The organism is Duganella sp. LjRoot269, from assembly GCF_964254095.1.
Lineage (GTDB): Bacteria > Pseudomonadota > Gammaproteobacteria > Burkholderiales > Burkholderiaceae_D > Rugamonas > Rugamonas hordei.
This window is the reverse complement of the sequence record NZ_CAXUSL020000001.1, coordinates 1-15,125: the sequence shown is the minus strand read 5'-3', so window position 1 is coordinate 15,125 and position 15,125 is coordinate 1. Positions and strand designations below refer to the sequence as shown.

The following is a 15,125-nucleotide window of genomic DNA, read 5'->3' as shown; positions in this document are numbered from 1 at the left end:
CGCGCCTTGTCCGCCAATGCGCGGAATAACTGAAAGCCGTCGTTTTTGATAAAACGATACACCTGTACGGCTTGTGCTTCATCGTAAGTATGACTGGTGAGATTCCGCATGCGATGTAACTGAATCACCCCGGGTTTGAAGGAGGCTCCAACATTTGAGAAAATGGAGCCACCATGAAAAAATCAGTCCGATATTCCCCCGAAGTGATGGAGCGCGCCGTGCGCATGGTCCAAGAGGCCGGCAGCGAGTACGAGTCGCAGTGGGCCGCCATCACGTCCATCGCAGCCAAGATTGGCTGTACCTCGGAAACTTTGCGTCGCTGGGTGCGCCAACGTGAGCGTGACACAGGCCAGCGTGAGGGCATCACCACCGCTGAAAGCGAGCGCCTAAAAGCGCTGGAGCGCGAAGTTAAGGAACTACGCAAGGCGAATGAAATCCTGCGTCTGGCCAGCGCGTTTTTCGCCCAGGCGGAGCTCGACCGTCGCTTCAAATCGTGAGAATGTTCATCGACCAGCACCGCCGAGCGTATGGGGTCGAGTCGATTTGCAAAGTCCTGCAGGTCGCCCCGTCCGGCTACTGGCGTTACGCCGCGCAGCGGCGCAATCCGGCTTTGCGCTGTGCCCGCGCAAAGAGTGATGAGGTATTGGTCCCTCAAATTGAACGCATATGGCAAGCCAACATGCAGGTCTACGGTGCCGAAAAAGTCTGGCGCCAGCTGCGTCGCGAAGGCATTGAGGCAGCCCGGTGCACCGTCGAACGCTTGATGCGCCACGCCGGCCTGCGCGGGGTGATGCGGGGCAAGGTCGTGAAGACCACTATCGGCAATGCGGCCGCACCTTGTCCGCTGGACCGGGTCAACCGCCAGTTCAAAGCACAGCGACCTAACCAGCTCTGGGTGTCCGATTTCACCTACGTATCGACCTGGCAAGGCTTTGTCTATGTGGCCTTTGTGATTGATGTCTTTGCTCGGCGTATCGTGGGCTGGCGCGTCAGCAGTTCGATGCGCACCGACTTCGTCTTGGATGCCTTGGAACAGGCGCTGTACGCCCGCCAACCCGAGTGTGACGATGCCTTGATTCATCATAGCGATAGGGGCTCGCAATACGTTTCCATTCGCTACAGCGAGCGCCTGGCCGAAGCCGGGGTTGAGCCCTCTGTTGGAAGTAAGGGCGACAGCTACGACAACGCGTTGGCCGAGACCATCAACGGCCTGTACAAGGCAGAGCTGATACATCGCCGTGCTCCCTGGAAGACGCGCGAGGCCGTCGAATTGGCGACGCTGGAATGGGTGACCTGGTTCAATCATCATCGCTTACTCGAACCGCTTGGCTATATACCGCTGGCCGAAGCTGAGGCAAACTACTATCGACAACTATCCGAGCAGGCTATGTCACCTGACTCACACCAAACGGCCTCCTAAATTTCCGGGGCGATTCAAACTGACTCCAGCCGTTTCCATCGGCCAACTGCCCTTGCTCAAGTGCCGCCTGCAGAGTGTCTTTTGCGTTCAACACGGTGATGTCCTTGGTCTCCAGCCATAGCTTGAGCGCCTTCCACGCCAACTCATAAGTGAACTCAAAGCGCTGAATCGTGGCATCGCGCATGAAGGAGTTTTCGGGCTGCGCGAGTGCCTCTTCCAGCCTTGTCACGGCGGTCAGAAAATCGTGAACGCGTTCGGCCAGACGGTTGCTCATGATGGTGATTGTGAACGTTGTCGTTTACATTATAGGCTCTTCATCTCATGTCGGCGATAAGGCTTGCTGAAGAAGGGTATTCCAGTTGCTCGTTAAGTTTTTTGCCAGGCAAAAGATATTTCTAGTTAAACGGAGGTCTAACTAATTTGGCCCTGCGAGGTAAGAAAGTAGCTGATGTGGGCTGAGCTGGCGCGGCAATATTGTGCACCTGCGAAGTCTGCCTGCGATAGCGCGGCTCCGCACATATCTTGCTTTCGCGGTTCATATCAGGAGCAACCGATGACCAAGACCTCTGTGTCCAAGATATTTTTAAACCAGGAAGACGCGATCGTCACCGCTCTCTATGTCATGACGTCGAAAGGGACAATCCAATACGAGTGCTTGCCAGGGGGACAAGTACGTATCACTATTGATCAAGACAGTGCCGCATTGTTGAAAGAAAACTCAACACCATCATACGTCTACGTGCAAGAGGGTGGATCGAGGTCGGAATTGTATTTGCACGAACACGAGACCAAGATGGGTGCCCTCGCCGGTCGAGCTGATTGCACATCGGCTGGGGCATATAAGACGGGTGCCGTTGTCGAAATCTCGCCATGTTTACGGGCATTAGGAAAGGTTTTTTATGCTACAGCGGAAGCCCTCGTCGGAACGGTTCCAGACCTGGTGTTCTACCCATAGGATTGATTCAATTCTACAAAGCTCCAATAGCCAACGTCTGTGAGTTTTTTTGAAGGGCACAGTATGTCCAGTTCCGTGTACGCATTCTGAAGCATTCAAAGTAAATCCGAGATCCGCTCGCCGTCAGTGTATCGAGCGTCATGCGTGCCCTGTATCAGCTGCGGAGTTGCAGACTGAGCGGTTTCCAAGGCGTAGCCGCGACACGGAAACAGTGGGGGCGACCAGGAATCATCAGCGCGCCAGGAGAAGTTAGGGCAGCACGGCAAGGAAGTGACATTACGCGCTGCCAAATCCTCGGCGTCGCTGCCGCTGACATCCTGCGACGCATGAGTATGCGGACTAATGTATGACAAGGTGATGATCCGCGCGAAGGTAAGAAGCATCTGTTCTTCACACGCGTGCCGGCCTAATGGGGAAGCTGTGGCATTTCTATCACAACGCCTTTAACGACGCCTATGTCAAGCCGAAGCGCGTGATGGGTTTGCTTAATTTCGTCATTTTTCTTTACCGATAAAATGGTATTGGGTCGGCTCCTTCTGGGCGATCCGTCACGCGACGCAGACGTTGGCGGCGCTCATATTTTGAAGAGATAGCTGTCTGAATAAGCTCGGATGGCATTAAGTTCATTTTCCCGAAACGCTCAGCAGCTGAGCTACCAAATGCCCTCATCAAATTTCGAACGTCCTGCAGTTTTCCTGCCGTCTCGATGTCACATCTACGATTATTCTGACGCATGATTTTTCCTCCACAGCGGTGTGTTTTACGACCAAGTTATCAAAATATGCCCTGAACCTCTTTGACCTCAGATTTATAGTTGAGTTCACTGTTTAATTCATTCTGTGTGGTGTGGCCACATACTGTGTCGTTGCTAAAATTTCTCCATGGAACCACTATTCATGTGGTTACTCATCATGGAATGTGGAATATGGTTACGGCGCGGCAGGAAGGGCAATTTGCCAAGAGGATAGGCAAGGCATTGGCCAAGCAGCGTATCGCCCGGAATCTAACCCAAGAGCAAGTGGCGGCGCTGATTGGGGTGGAGCAGGAAACCATTTCACGCTTCGAGCGCGGCGCCACGCTGCCGCCGTTACTCCGGCTGATCGACCTGGCGGATATTTTCGACGTGCCGCTCGACGTACTGGTGCGCGCCGGTTCCGCCCGCGCGATGGACCAGGCCATTGGTCTTGCCGAGTCCTTAAATACGCTAAGCGAAGAAGATCGCGTCTGGGTGCTCGGTTGGGTCACGGACATGTGCGCCAAACTCGCCGCCGTGGCGGAAGGTAAGAAGTAGCGCATATGACATCCAGTATGACGCAACCCAAGCCGATTCCCCACTTCACGGTGGGCGATGTTTATGACCGTCGGCGCCACATTCATGGCCCCTTCGGTGGTAGCTTTCAAAGTGGCATTGCGCCATCGAGTGCGGTAGATGCCATATTTATCTTTACCGGTGATACTGGCAGCCAGTATGGCTATGCGGATGAAGAAGAAGTGGATGCGCAAGGTGTCCGGTCTTTTTCGTACACCGGTGAAGGCCAAATCGGCGATATGGAATTTGTCCGCGGTAATCGCGCCATTCTTGAACATAGCAATGATGGGCGCGCACTCCACTTGTTTCAGTCTTTAGGAAAGAGTAAAGGGCAGAAGTACTTAGGCGAATTTGTTTACGCGGGTCACAAATTCATGCCAGGGCCGGATCGCAATGGCGAGATACGCCGCCTGATCGTGTTTCGACTGGTCGCTGTGGCGGATGCACGCGCCATTGAAGACGCCGCTGGCGATGATGGGGATGCGCACGCCGCAATCAGCATAACGTTGGCGGATGCGCGCCGCATTGCCTTAGCTGCTGCCGCAGGCGGCGCGGCGCCTGCAAAAGAATCGGCAGCACGGATGCTATACGTGCGAAGTAAAGCAGTCCGAGACTACGTATTGATGCGGGCTGCAGGGAGATGCGAGTCATGCGATCGGCCGGCTCCCTTTGTTCGAAAAAACGGAACCCCTTATCTTGAACCGCATCACACCACCCGGGTATCCGATGGTGGCCCCGATCATCCGCGATTTGTTGGGGCCGTTTGTCCTGCGTGCCATCGAGAACTCCATTTTGGAGTGGAGGGCAAAGAAAAAAATGCGGCGTTGCAAGAACGCTTGCGTGATCTTGAGCGCGATTAACGGAGGTGCTTGCTCAGCAACTTTTGTAGCGGGCGACCTCACCAAGGGATAGTTTCAGGCCTGAATATTCGGGCGAAGAAAATTGGGTAGGAGTAGGTTTTCAACAATTTACTAAAAAATCGTTGAAAACCAGAATGGATAGAAGGAAAGAAAGTTATCAGCAACTTAGAAATCGAATGTGCGACATCTTGGCGCGTGAATCAGCCACCAAGATCTACGCGCCTGCTGCCTTCGGAACACCAATGCAGCCGTACTCATATGAATTTTTCAGTTTCACTTGAGCAAAAGTTCCAGTATTGAGGTTATACATATAATGGATCTGAGTTCGCCACTCAATGTTCCGTTGTGTCTCTACCTTCCATTGCACATAGACCCTCTCAACTTGAAACTTTCTCCATCCTGGATCGGAGAAAAGAGGATCTCCAAAGCTTTGCATAATGATGAGACCAGGTGGTTGTCCGGCAAATAATAACGCATTAACCTCGGCATAAAAGTATCCCTCTCGCTGGCAACCCGGCTGGCGATTAAAAAGAGGCTGAGTACCTCTAGTGCTATCATCGAAGCCCGCAGCGGAGTTTCCTCCCCCAGGCCCACTCGTGCCAACAGTAGGATACCCGACATTCAAAGTTGGCGGTATTCCACCACAATCACCGTAGCAAAATTCTCTTTCCCCATTTACAATGACACTGGTTTGAGCATATGCTGCGCTATGACCACCAATAATTATGGCACTGATATAAGCTACTTTTATTAATAATTTAAAATTCATTTCTCTACCCTCATGTTATAAAAAGCTAGTTTTTACTAAATGGACTAACAGTTTTCCTACCTATTTCCTCCTTGCAACCAAAAGCAAAACGCACAGCTGCGTTTCGCTGCAAAGGATTGAGTTTCCTTTGCAACGCATCGACATATGCTATATCTTCGACGCTAGAGTTTAAAAGTGGAAGTGCTACAGAATAGGCACGTTCAATATCGCGAAAACCGAACTGTCCATTTTCATATGAGTGGCTCATATATCGAATAGCGTCTAGATTTCCCGAACGTGCTGCTTCATTTCCCAATCGCTCTGCTGTTAAAGTAATTTTTCTAGCGAGCAGCTCACCGTCTTCAGGTCGGCTTTTGCGAATGCGAAATTCGGCCAATGGAGCATTCAAGGCGTACATCAGTTTTGCTTCCACAGACCCGAGCTCCGCCGCTTTTTCTAGGAGTTCTATAGGGGTATCTTTATATAAAGATTTTGGATTGATAGTGGGGCATTCATCAGCATTTGAGCTTGGACAGTAGGAAATTAATTTAAATAAAATAATATTCGAAATTGGATCTTTTTCTTTTTTGGATAGAATTGCATCAATATTTTTATAAGAATTTACAATATCGCTAGCAGAGCTATCAGAACTCGGCGTAGAATAGGAAACATCAGAGCCATAAAACGAAGGCGCCTTACACTCTCCACTGACATCTCTAGTTGATGAGGTGGGGGCGGGGGCAATTTTTGTAGAAACAACGGGCTGCGATGTTATTCTGTAAATAGGTTTTGGTGTATCCGAATTCTGATCATCTTTGCTTGCCCATAAAACCAAAAAAACTACTGTTAATGCTACAGCGGTGAAAAAAAAAGTTGATTTTTTTTGATAAAAACTCATATTTTGTTGTACTTTAAATAGGTATTGCTTCTCAAAGGAAACGTTATGAATGGCTTTAGTTTTAAAAATATTGCTGAAGATTGCGAATTAATGTTAGAAATAAAAATTTCAAAAGAAGAAATTATATTTAAGTCGCTGGTTTACAGTGATTTTAAAAACATTTCAATTGCTGCTAATAAATTTCAGCAAGATTTTAATGACCACTTTTCGCAAAAGAACGCTGCTCCTCAAATATTGATTGGCCCGGAAATGGAAAATTCTCCGCATTTCTTTGCTGAGTTTAGAATGAATGAAATGGGAAAGGTTCGTATAAAAATAGATTTATATTCGATTTATAGTGATGTAATTTCAACTGAAATGGATTTCGCATCTATACACCTCATTGCAGATGTCTCCCAAATTGACCAATTCTCTCAGGGGTTAATTGATCTCGCGGAAGGTAAAACGGATCAAGTTGTCTTGCAAGCGCTATAGTTATTTTTTTTCGATTTTCCACATGGATATCATTTTTTTAATTTTTCATAATATTTAAATTAAATATACCTGTTTATTTTGTGAAAAAGCTCACCAATTGTCACAACTTATGAGCGTCTCTAAAAAAAACTCATGAGTAGTGCGTGTTCGGTAATTCTGATATCGAATCAGCCCAGCGTGTACTGCCACAATGAAGCCCCGGTGTTGATTTGCAGCGAAATCTGACCCACTTCACCGCATAATTTGCAAACCGAACTGACCCACGTATAAGACACAATCCTGCTCAGGATATTGAGTGGGGAATCGGAGTGATCGACGTGGCATTACTAGGCATTATTCGACGCTGGCACATTCGCGACCAGGTCCCATTGAGAGAGATCGCCAGGCGTCTGGGCATTTCTAGAAACACCGTCCGACGCTATCTGCGGTCGGAAACCATCGAGCCAGCTTACGCTGAGCGGCGTTCCAGCCGTGCCATCGATAAATACGCATTCCAGCTTTCAGCACTGCTTAAGACCGAGGCGGCCAAGTCACGCAAGCAGCGGCGCACGCTGAAACAGATCCATGAAGACTTGAAGGAATTGGGATTCGAGGGGTCTTACGACAGGGTGGCGGCGTTCGCGAGGGTATGGCGGGAGGGGCAAACTGAGAGGGTCAATCCTGCCAGCAAACGAACAGTACGACATTTCATCGCTCATAACAGGGTACTTTTACCCAGTGAATTTCAGCGGGTTTATATGTATGTCGCAGACTGGAACGCTGCTGTCGGGCTGTAACCGGCATGTCTGACGTACTCTGCTAATTGAAAAATTATTTCAAAAAATCACGGATACGTCCAGCTATCCTCAGAATTGAAAAGATTGTGCGGGCCCACCAATTTGAGTTTTGTGTGAGTTCGGGGGATGCATGAATTAATATGGGCATAGTAATCGGAACAACAATTGCCTCTATAATTTTTGGGGCAATGCGAAGGGTATGTAAAACCTCCAGTTCAGGAGTAGCATGATCACGCCATGTCTGAATGAGTTGATCAAGCACAGACGACGCTAAACAGATATCGTGACCACTACCAAGATAAGCTCCCTGCAAAGCAACACCGGCGACTCGAAAGCTAGAATCGACGAATGGACCCCCACTATTTCCTGGTCGGATCGAGCCAGCCCCCGTGATGGAAAGTAATTTTTGACCTCTATTCGGTTCGAGCAGATTGAGCACTTTTTCGTCGAGAAAGTCGGGGGGATTCCACCTGCGATATGATGGAAAACCTATGAGTTTTCCTGGCGCCCCAACTTCGATGGCTACTGGTGTGCTCGCGAAATATGTGTGCGATGGCAGTGTTTCCATATCGAATGCTAGAATGGCGATGTCGAATTGTTTGTTTCTATATAAGACTCGAGCTGGAAATGACTCTTTGGATTTCGGTCTTATTAGGATCAGATTTTTTTCTATAACGTCAGTAGACAAATAATCTGTATGAAATTTATGTTCACTATACACATCCTCTAGGACATGGTTGCAAGTTACAAGGAAATTTAATTCTTTGTATGCAAATGCAGTACCTTCTCCCCCAACCGCATCAACGCCTATTTTGCCATCCCACTTCACCACGAAGATAGCGTCTTCTGCAGTTTTTAAATCCTGAGCCACTGGCTCGACTTTCAAAGAGGGGGCGATAAATGTCTTGTCAACCCGTTCTATATCGCATAAGAAATTATATCTCTCTGCGAGGCGCGTATACAACAGATCATCTTTCCCACGAACCATGCCTAAATAAAGCAAGCGTCCCCAAATTAGGTTCTTCAATCTTGGAGGGACGTCAATACGTGTTTGCCGTTGCCACGCCCGTTCCCTGATCGGCTTACCAGTGGATGCCAAGACCTTCCCTTCCCAACTTTTTTGGGCATCCTCGTATCCATACGTCTCCCAAGCATGTAGAGCACCTCTTATTTGGTCGACAAATCGACGCGATACGTTAGGGAATTTGTTTATGGTCAGCCCTGTGACTTCCATTTTGGTGTATTTATCGCTGAGCCTAGTCTTTGCAGCGTTTATCGTAAATCCATGATTTACCACGGTTTGATTCAGCACATCGCCTACGCTGACTTTGCCTGAATCCCATACGCAGACGTTGTGTGGTAATTTTTCCTTATGCGGGTGACTAAAAGAAAAAGTGATGTCGTCCGCATATCGGGTGTATATAGCACGATTCTTTCTGGCAAGATTTCTCAGGTCACGGTCTAGGCCCCGACAAATCAAATTCGAGATGAACGGAGATGTTGGCGCCCCTTGAGGCAAAATTCCCTCGCGAGTACATATATGTGCTACCAATGAGGCGACCTGGTGAGAGAAATAAAATGGGTGCTTCCGGAGAGCCCCACGCACGCGCTTAAATGTAATTGAAGGAAAAAAATCTTCAAGATCAATGTTCAGGATATGCTTGGTCCGAGGACTGCAATGCTGTTGGGCATTGGTCAAAATACTTCTATTCTTAACGAAACCGTGAACGCAATCTTGCGGTTCACTCGAAAGGGATTCCAAATAGGATAGAATTTGCCTCTGAAAAGATTTCAATTCTTTAAGAGGCTCATCTATTGCACGCGGCATGCCATTGCGTTTTGAAATAACGAAGCTTCGGTAACGTGGCTTTGGGTAAACGACTTTCTTTAAGTCGTCGTAAGGCATTCCCAAGATGCGCCCCGAAAATTCTTGCACCAATATCTTGGGTAGTGCTGCGTTTATTGAGGTTATATTTGGCATCGGACAAGGAGAAGAAGGAGCCATTCCAAGCATCTTTCTCCTTTACATCATACGCGCTACACATAACTTTCGAGAGCGCGGAAACGGGGGTACCTCATGAAAAGCTGACGTTAACGCAAGCCTAGTTAAGCTCCGCTTGGAATGGCATTTTATTTTATCTCGTAATTTTATTTTTTGCAACATTATAATTGGGAATGATGGCAAACACTTAAACTGACGCTGATTCCGCTCACCTATGAGGGCGTCGAAGTTCGTCGTATACGTGCTGCGGAATTGAATACAGATAAAGAGGTGGATGCCGTCGTTCGCGATCTCATCCAATTTATGATCAAACGGAAAAGAAGCAAGATAATTCGATCCAACTGCGTTGCGCTTCTGGAGCCAGCAAGTACCGCGTGACCACTTCGCGTTATTCAATTTGATAGGCTGGGGCGAATGAAAAAAAACCAACCTCGCCGGTTGGTTTTTTCATTATCTGTGTCACGGTTTTTTCACTAACACGGCATAGTTTTCACTTTCTGCGTCACCCGACAAATTAGACGTCAATGTTACCAGCCCGCAGCGCATTGTTCTCAATGAACGCCCGGCGCGGTTCCACGTCATCACCCATCAACGTAGTGAAGATCTGGTCCGCAGCAATCGCATCCTCGATCTGCACCTTCAGCAAACGGCGCACGGTCGGATCCATGGTGGTCTCCCACAGCTGATCCGGATTCATCTCGCCCAGACCTTTGTAGCGCTGCTTGGACACCACACGCTCCGCCTCGTCGCGCAGCCACTGCATCGCCTGGTGGAAGTCGACCACGGCCGATTCCTTGGTGCGATCGCCTTCGCCGCGGCGCACGTAGGCGCCTTCGCCGATCAGGCCCTTGAACGTGGCGGCCGCGCTGGCCAGCACGTTGTAGTCGGCGCCTTGCACGAAGTCGGCGTCGATCGAGCTGACCTTGATGTTACCGTGATGCATACGCTCGATGCGCAGCGCGTGCTTCTCGGACAGTTCATCCGAAATCACCGTGATCTTGACCGCGATGTCGTTGATCTCGCCCATCATCGCGCGGGCCGATGCTTCGGCCTGCTCTTGCGTGTCCAGGTTCAGGGTCACGCCGGTCATGATGGCGGTCAGCGCGGCGCGGTCGATCACGCGCGTCAGGCGCATCATGATGACGTTGGCCAGGTTGAACTGGCGCACCAGCTCGCCCAGCGGCTCGCCGACGATAGGATCGGCGCCTTCGCGCGGGGTCAGCGCGGCGGTGTTCAGCGCCACGTTCATCATGTAGCTCGCTTCTTCGGCGTCATCCTTCAGGTAGCGCTCGTCGCGGCCGGCCTTGACCTTGTACAGCGGCGGTTGCGCGATGTAGATGTGGCCGCGCTCGACCAATTGCGGCATCTGACGGTAGAACAGGGTCAGCAGCAGCGTGCGGATGTGGGCGCCGTCGACGTCCGCATCGGTCATGATGATGATGCGGTGGTAGCGCAGCTTCTCGACGTTGAATTCGTCCGGGCCGATCGACGTGCCCAGCGTGGCGATCAGCGTGGTGATCTGCTCGGACGACAGCATCTTCTCGAAGCGCGCCTTCTCCACGTTCAATACCTTGCCTCGGAGAGGCAAGATGGCCTGGAACTTGCGGTCGCGGCCCTGCTTGGCGGAGCCGCCTGCGGAGTCACCCTCGACGATGTACAGTTCGCACAGCGCCGGGTCTTTTTCCTGGCAGTCGGCCAGCTTGGCCGACAGGCCCAGGCCGTCCATCACGCCTTTGCGGCGGGTCAGGTCGCGGGCCTTGCGGGCCGCTTCGCGCGCGCGCGCCGCTTCGACGATCTTGCCGCAGATGATCTTGGCGTCGTTCGGTTTTTCCTGCAGGTAGTCCGACAGCGTCTTGGCGACGATCTCTTCGACCGGGCCGCGCACTTCGGACGACACCAGCTTGTCCTTGGTCTGCGACGAGAACTTCGGCTCCGGCACCTTGACCGACAGCACGCAGGTCAGGCCTTCGCGCATGTCGTCGCCGGAGATTTCCACCTTGGCCTTCTTGGCGAATTCCTGCTCGTCGATGTACTTGTTGATGACGCGGGTCATCGCGGCGCGCAGGCCGGTCAGGTGGGTGCCGCCGTCACGCTGCGGGATGTTGTTGGTGAAGCACAGCACCTGCTCGTTGTAGGCGTCGTTCCACTGCATCGACACGTCCACCGAGATGTTGGTGCCCTGGTCCGACATGCGCTCGCCGGTGGCCTGGAACACGGTCGGGTGCAGCACGGTCTTGGCCTTGTTGATGTACTCGACGAAGCCGCGGGTGCCGCCTTCGAAGGCGAAGATTTCTTCCTTGCCAGTGCGCTGGTCGGTCAGCTTGATGTTGACGCCGTTATTCAGGAACGACAGCTCGCGGATGCGCTTGGCCAGGATCTCGTAGTGGAACTCGACGTGGGTGAAGATTTCCTCGTCGGCCCAGAAGTGCACGTCGGTGCCGCGCTTGTCGGTTTCGCCGATGACCTTGATCGGCGAGACGGCGAAGCCGTCCTTCTCTTCCAGTTCGCGGTTCTGCGGCACGCCACGGACGAATTCCATGTAGTGCACCTTGCCGTCGCGGCGGATGGTCAGCTTGAGCAGCTTGGACAGCGCGTTGACGCACGATACGCCCACGCCGTGCAGGCCGCCGGAGACCTTGTACGAGTTCTGGTCGAACTTGCCGCCGGCGTGCAGCTCGGTCATGACGATCTCGGCGGCGGAGCGCTTCGGATCGTGCTTGTCGTCCATCTTCAGGCCGGTCGGCACGCCGCGGCCGTTGTCGGTGATCGAGATCGAGTTGTCCGAGTGGATGGTGACGTGGATTTCCGTGCAGTGGCCGGCCAGCGATTCGTCGATCGAGTTGTCCAGCACTTCGAACACCAGGTGGTGCAGGCCGGTGCCGTCCGAGGTGTCGCCGATGTACATGCCGGGTCGTTTGCGGACGGCTTCCAGACCTTCGAGGATCTGGATCGATGAGGCGCCGTATTCTTCGGTTTTGGCCGGTACTGGTACTGGATTCTCTTCTGGGATGGCGGACATGTGCTGCTTTCTCTGTTATCGATTACTGGTGTTCAAACGGCGGCTGCAAAAAAATCAAATGCGCATCGGCATGACGACGTACTTGAAGTCGGCATTGTCCGGGATCGAGATCAGCGCGGACGAGTTCGAATCGCCCAGGGCCACGTTGACCTGGTCGCACTTCAGGTTGTTCAGCACGTCGAGCAGGTAGGTGACGTTGAAGCCGATGTCGACGCTGTCGCCGCCGTAGTCGATTTCCAGTTCCTCGACCGCTTCTTCCTGGTCGGCGTTGGTCGAGCTGATCTTCATGCTGCCCGGGGTGATGATGCAGCGTACACCCTTGAACTTGTCGCTGGTCATGATGGCGGCGCGCTGCAGCGAGCGCAGCAGCTCATCGCGGCCGATCGTGAACTCGTTCTTGTAGCCTTTCGGGATCACGCGCGTGTAGTCGGGGAACTTGCCCTCGACCAGTTTGGAGATCAGCTCGATGTCGGCAAAGGTCAGCTTGACCTGGTTGGCGGCGATGTCCAGTTGCACGGTCTCGTCGTTCTCTTCCAGCAGGCGCTGCAGTTCGATGATGGTCTTGCGCGGGATGATCACTTCCTGGCGCTCGAACGATTGCTCGGTCTCGACCTGGCAAAACGCCAGGCGGTGGCCGTCGGTGGCCACGGCGATCACGTTCTTGCCGTCCAGGACCAGCAGCAGGCCGTTCAGGTAGTAGCGGATGTCCTGCTGGGCCATCGAGAAGTGCACCATGTTGAACAGGTGCTTCAGCGTTTTCTGCGGCAGGGTGACGGAGGCGCTGTAGCTGTCGGCCTGCTGCACGGTCGGGAATTCCTCGGCCGCCAGGGTCTGCAGCGCGAAGCGCGATTTGCCGGTCTGTACCGTCAGGCGCTTGTTCAGCAGGGTCATCGTCACGTCGCCCGATTCAGGCAGCGCGCGCAGGATGTCGAGCAGCTTGCGCGCGGCCACGGTGGTGCCGGTCACTTCGCTGCCGGAGCCGATGTCGGCGTTGGTGGTGATCTGGACTTCGGTGTCGGTCGACAGGAAGGATACGCTTTCGCCCTCTTTGCGGATGAGGATATTGGCCAGAATCGGCATGGTGTGCCGACGCTCGACAATACCGCTCACGATCTGCAGTGGCCGGAGAAGGGTATCTCGGGTGGTTTTGACCAATTGCATAGATTATCCTCAATAGTAAAGATTAAACGATATTTTTATAACAATGTTGCCTTGTGAGCAGCCGTGCATTTTTGCCTAGATCATAAAGGCAAACCAACTGTCCCGCTAGCCTTTCAACGTCTGTTCCAACACGTGCAGTTCGTGGTTGCATTCCGGGTTCTTGGTGCGGTCCAGCGCGATCTTGCGCACGGCGTGCAGCACGGTCGTGTGGTCGCGGCCGCCGAACAGCTCGCCGATCTCCGGCAGGCTCTTTTGCGTCAGCTCCTTGGCCAGGTACATCGCGATCTGGCGCGGCCGCGCGATGTTGGCCGGGCGACGCTTGGAGTACATGTCGGCCACCTTGATGTTGAAGAAGTCCGCCACCGTCTTCTGGATGTTTTCCACCGAGATCTGGCGGTTCTGCACCGACAGCAGGTCCTTCAGCGCTTCCTTGACGATGTCGATCGTGATGTCCTTGCCGTGGAAGCGCGAGTACGCCAGGATCTTGCGCAGCGCGCCTTCGAGCTCGCGCACGTTCGAGCGCAGGTGCTTGGCCACGAAGAAGGCCACGTCGTCGGAGAAGGTCACGCCTTCCTGCTTGGCTTTCTTGAGCAGAATCGCCACGCGCATTTCCAGCTCGGGCGGCTCGATCGCCACCGTCAGGCCGGAATCGAAGCGCGAGATCAGGCGGTCGTCCATGCCGGTGATTTCCTTCGGATAGGTATCCGAGGTGATGATGATCTGCTTCTTGGCGGCGATCAGCGCTTCAAACGCGTAGAAGAACTCTTCCTGCGTGCGGCTCTTGCCGCCGAAGAATTGAATATCATCGATCAGCAGCATGTCGAGCGAGTGATAGTAGTGCTTGAAGTCGTCGAAGCCCTTGCGCTGGTAGGCGGTCACCACGTCGCGCACGTACTGCTCGGCGTGGATGTAGCGGATCTTGGCGCCCGGCTGGTCGGCCATCACCTGGTTGCCGATGGCGTGGATCAAGTGGGTCTTACCCAGGCCGACGCCGCCGTAGAAGAACAGCGGGTTGTACGACACGCCCGGGTTGTTGGCCACCTGGATCGCGGCGGCGCGCGCCAGCTGGTTGGCCTTACCGGTGACGAAGCTGTCGAAGGTCAGGTCGGTGTTGATGCGGCTCTGCTCGCGGCGCGGCGCGGCCGAGGCCGGCAGTTCCGGCACCGACGGCACCGGGTCGGCCATGCGCGCGTTGCCGCTCGGGACGCCGCCGTTGTGGTCGGGCACGGGCGCGACGGTGGTGGCCTTCTTCGGCGCGGACAGGCGCGGATCGAGCACGAACTGCACCTCGGTCGGCGCTTCCCAGTATTGGCAGGCCAGGGCCGTGATGCGGCTGGCGAACTGGGTCTTCACCCAGTCCAGCTTGAAGCGGTTCGGTGCCGCCACACGCAACTTGCCCGCCTCGTAGTCGAGGGGAATGAGCGGCTTTATCCACGCGCTGAATTGTTGCGGCGTCAGCTCCAGCTCCAGCTGGGCGGAGCAGGTCTGCCAGAAATTTTCCAT

Annotated in this window: 13 protein-coding genes, 1 pseudogene and 1 other annotated feature; of the genes and pseudogenes, 6 read left to right on the top strand and 8 right to left on the bottom strand. The window is 53.1% G+C overall.

The window, feature by feature from the left end; genetic code table 11:
* Window positions 1-173: 173 nt before the first annotated feature.
* Window positions 174-1,420, top strand: a protein-coding gene (locus ACSQ3S_RS00070) for an IS3 family transposase (RefSeq protein WP_436141240.1) whose coding sequence is annotated in 2 segments (ribosomal slippage) — window positions 174-462 and window positions 462-1,420 — 1,248 coding nt in all. Because the reading frame shifts where the segments join, the coding sequence is not laid out codon by codon here.
* Window positions 452-568, top strand: a sequence feature (AL1L pseudoknot). (Overlaps the previous gene by 117 nt.)
* Here ACSQ3S_RS00070 and ACSQ3S_RS00065 read toward each other — a convergent pair.
* Window positions 1,386-1,694, bottom strand: coding sequence for an HI0074 family nucleotidyltransferase substrate-binding subunit (locus tag ACSQ3S_RS00065; RefSeq protein WP_436141239.1), 309 nt, complete (start codon window positions 1,692-1,694; stop codon window positions 1,386-1,388). The genes ACSQ3S_RS00070 and ACSQ3S_RS00065 overlap by 35 nt on opposite strands.
* 279 nt (window positions 1,695-1,973) lie before the next feature.
* Here ACSQ3S_RS00065 and ACSQ3S_RS00060 point away from each other — a divergent pair, with 279 nt between their 5' ends.
* The gene (locus ACSQ3S_RS00060) at window positions 1,974-2,375 is read left to right on the top strand and encodes a hypothetical protein (RefSeq protein WP_436141238.1); all 402 of its coding nucleotides are present in this window, start codon (window positions 1,974-1,976) and stop codon (window positions 2,373-2,375) included.
* Window positions 2,376-2,879: 504 nt separating this feature from the next.
* Here the strand turns inward: ACSQ3S_RS00060 and ACSQ3S_RS00055 are convergent.
* The gene (locus ACSQ3S_RS00055; RefSeq protein WP_436141237.1) at window positions 2,880-3,110 is read right to left on the bottom strand and encodes a hypothetical protein; all 231 of its coding nucleotides are present in this window, start codon (window positions 3,108-3,110) and stop codon (window positions 2,880-2,882) included.
* Between the two features lie 124 nt (window positions 3,111-3,234).
* Between ACSQ3S_RS00055 and ACSQ3S_RS00050 the strand changes: the two genes are divergently transcribed.
* Window positions 3,235-3,666: a helix-turn-helix domain-containing protein gene (locus ACSQ3S_RS00050; protein WP_436141236.1), complete on the top strand. Its 432-nt coding sequence runs from the start codon at window positions 3,235-3,237 to the stop codon at window positions 3,664-3,666.
* 17 nt (window positions 3,667-3,683) lie between these two features.
* The gene (locus tag ACSQ3S_RS00045; RefSeq protein ID WP_436141235.1) at window positions 3,684-4,544 is read left to right on the top strand and encodes an HNH endonuclease; all 861 of its coding nucleotides are present in this window, start codon (window positions 3,684-3,686) and stop codon (window positions 4,542-4,544) included.
* Between the two features lie 214 nt (window positions 4,545-4,758).
* On the opposite strand, the gene ACSQ3S_RS00040 is transcribed toward ACSQ3S_RS00045, so the two are convergent.
* Both ACSQ3S_RS00040 and ACSQ3S_RS00035 read right to left on the bottom strand, forming a co-directional pair.
* Window positions 4,759-5,313, bottom strand: coding sequence for a hypothetical protein (locus ACSQ3S_RS00040; RefSeq protein ID WP_436141234.1), 555 nt, complete (start codon window positions 5,311-5,313; stop codon window positions 4,759-4,761).
* A gap of 25 nt (window positions 5,314-5,338) precedes the next feature.
* The gene (locus tag ACSQ3S_RS00035) at window positions 5,339-6,190 is read right to left on the bottom strand and encodes a hypothetical protein (RefSeq protein WP_436141233.1); all 852 of its coding nucleotides are present in this window, start codon (window positions 6,188-6,190) and stop codon (window positions 5,339-5,341) included.
* Window positions 6,191-6,235: 45 nt separating this feature from the next.
* Here ACSQ3S_RS00035 and ACSQ3S_RS00030 point away from each other — a divergent pair, with 45 nt between their 5' ends.
* Window positions 6,236-6,664 (top strand): hypothetical protein, encoded by a 429-nt coding sequence (locus tag ACSQ3S_RS00030; RefSeq protein ID WP_436141232.1) that lies wholly within the window; start codon window positions 6,236-6,238, stop codon window positions 6,662-6,664.
* A 308-nt stretch (window positions 6,665-6,972) separates the two neighbouring features.
* Window positions 6,973-7,297: pseudogene (locus ACSQ3S_RS00025) on the top strand (helix-turn-helix domain-containing protein); the annotation flags it as partial.
* Between the two features lie 177 nt (window positions 7,298-7,474).
* Here the strand turns inward: ACSQ3S_RS00025 and ACSQ3S_RS00020 are convergent.
* From ACSQ3S_RS00020 to dnaA, 4 genes are all read right to left on the bottom strand, one after another.
* Window positions 7,475-9,454 carry a reverse transcriptase domain-containing protein gene (locus ACSQ3S_RS00020; RefSeq protein ID WP_436141231.1) on the bottom strand — a complete coding sequence of 660 codons (1,980 nt, stop codon included), beginning with the start codon at window positions 9,452-9,454 and terminating at the stop codon, window positions 7,475-7,477.
* A gap of 502 nt (window positions 9,455-9,956) precedes the next feature.
* The gene (gene gyrB, locus ACSQ3S_RS00015) at window positions 9,957-12,461 is read right to left on the bottom strand and encodes a DNA topoisomerase (ATP-hydrolyzing) subunit B (RefSeq protein WP_436141230.1); all 2,505 of its coding nucleotides are present in this window, start codon (window positions 12,459-12,461) and stop codon (window positions 9,957-9,959) included.
* A gap of 54 nt (window positions 12,462-12,515) precedes the next feature.
* Complete coding sequence (dnaN, locus tag ACSQ3S_RS00010; RefSeq protein WP_161084215.1) at window positions 12,516-13,622, bottom strand: DNA polymerase III subunit beta; 1,107 nt, start codon at window positions 13,620-13,622, stop codon at window positions 12,516-12,518.
* A 105-nt stretch (window positions 13,623-13,727) separates the two neighbouring features.
* On the bottom strand, window positions 13,728-15,125 hold a 1,398-nt coding region (dnaA, locus tag ACSQ3S_RS00005; protein WP_176655856.1), incomplete at its 5' end, for a chromosomal replication initiator protein DnaA.

Coding starts and splice junctions, on each gene's coding strand:
- ACSQ3S_RS00065 (WP_436141239.1), bottom strand. CDS start 1,694: ATGAGCAACCGTCTGGCCGAACGCGTTCACGATTTTCTGACCGCCGTG.
- ACSQ3S_RS00060 (WP_436141238.1), top strand. CDS start 1,974: ATGACCAAGACCTCTGTGTCCAAGATATTTTTAAACCAGGAAGACGCG.
- ACSQ3S_RS00055 (WP_436141237.1), bottom strand. CDS start 3,110: ATGCGTCAGAATAATCGTAGATGTGACATCGAGACGGCAGGAAAACTG.
- ACSQ3S_RS00045 (WP_436141235.1), top strand. CDS start 3,684: ATGACGCAACCCAAGCCGATTCCCCACTTCACGGTGGGCGATGTTTAT.
- ACSQ3S_RS00040 (WP_436141234.1), bottom strand. CDS start 5,313: ATGAATTTTAAATTATTAATAAAAGTAGCTTATATCAGTGCCATAATT.
- ACSQ3S_RS00035 (WP_436141233.1), bottom strand. CDS start 6,190: ATGAGTTTTTATCAAAAAAAATCAACTTTTTTTTTCACCGCTGTAGCA.
- ACSQ3S_RS00030 (WP_436141232.1), top strand. CDS start 6,236: ATGAATGGCTTTAGTTTTAAAAATATTGCTGAAGATTGCGAATTAATG.
- ACSQ3S_RS00020 (WP_436141231.1), bottom strand. CDS start 9,454: ATGCTTGGAATGGCTCCTTCTTCTCCTTGTCCGATGCCAAATATAACC.
- gyrB (WP_436141230.1), bottom strand. CDS start 12,461: ATGTCCGCCATCCCAGAAGAGAATCCAGTACCAGTACCGGCCAAAACC.
- dnaN (WP_161084215.1), bottom strand. CDS start 13,622: ATGCAATTGGTCAAAACCACCCGAGATACCCTTCTCCGGCCACTGCAG.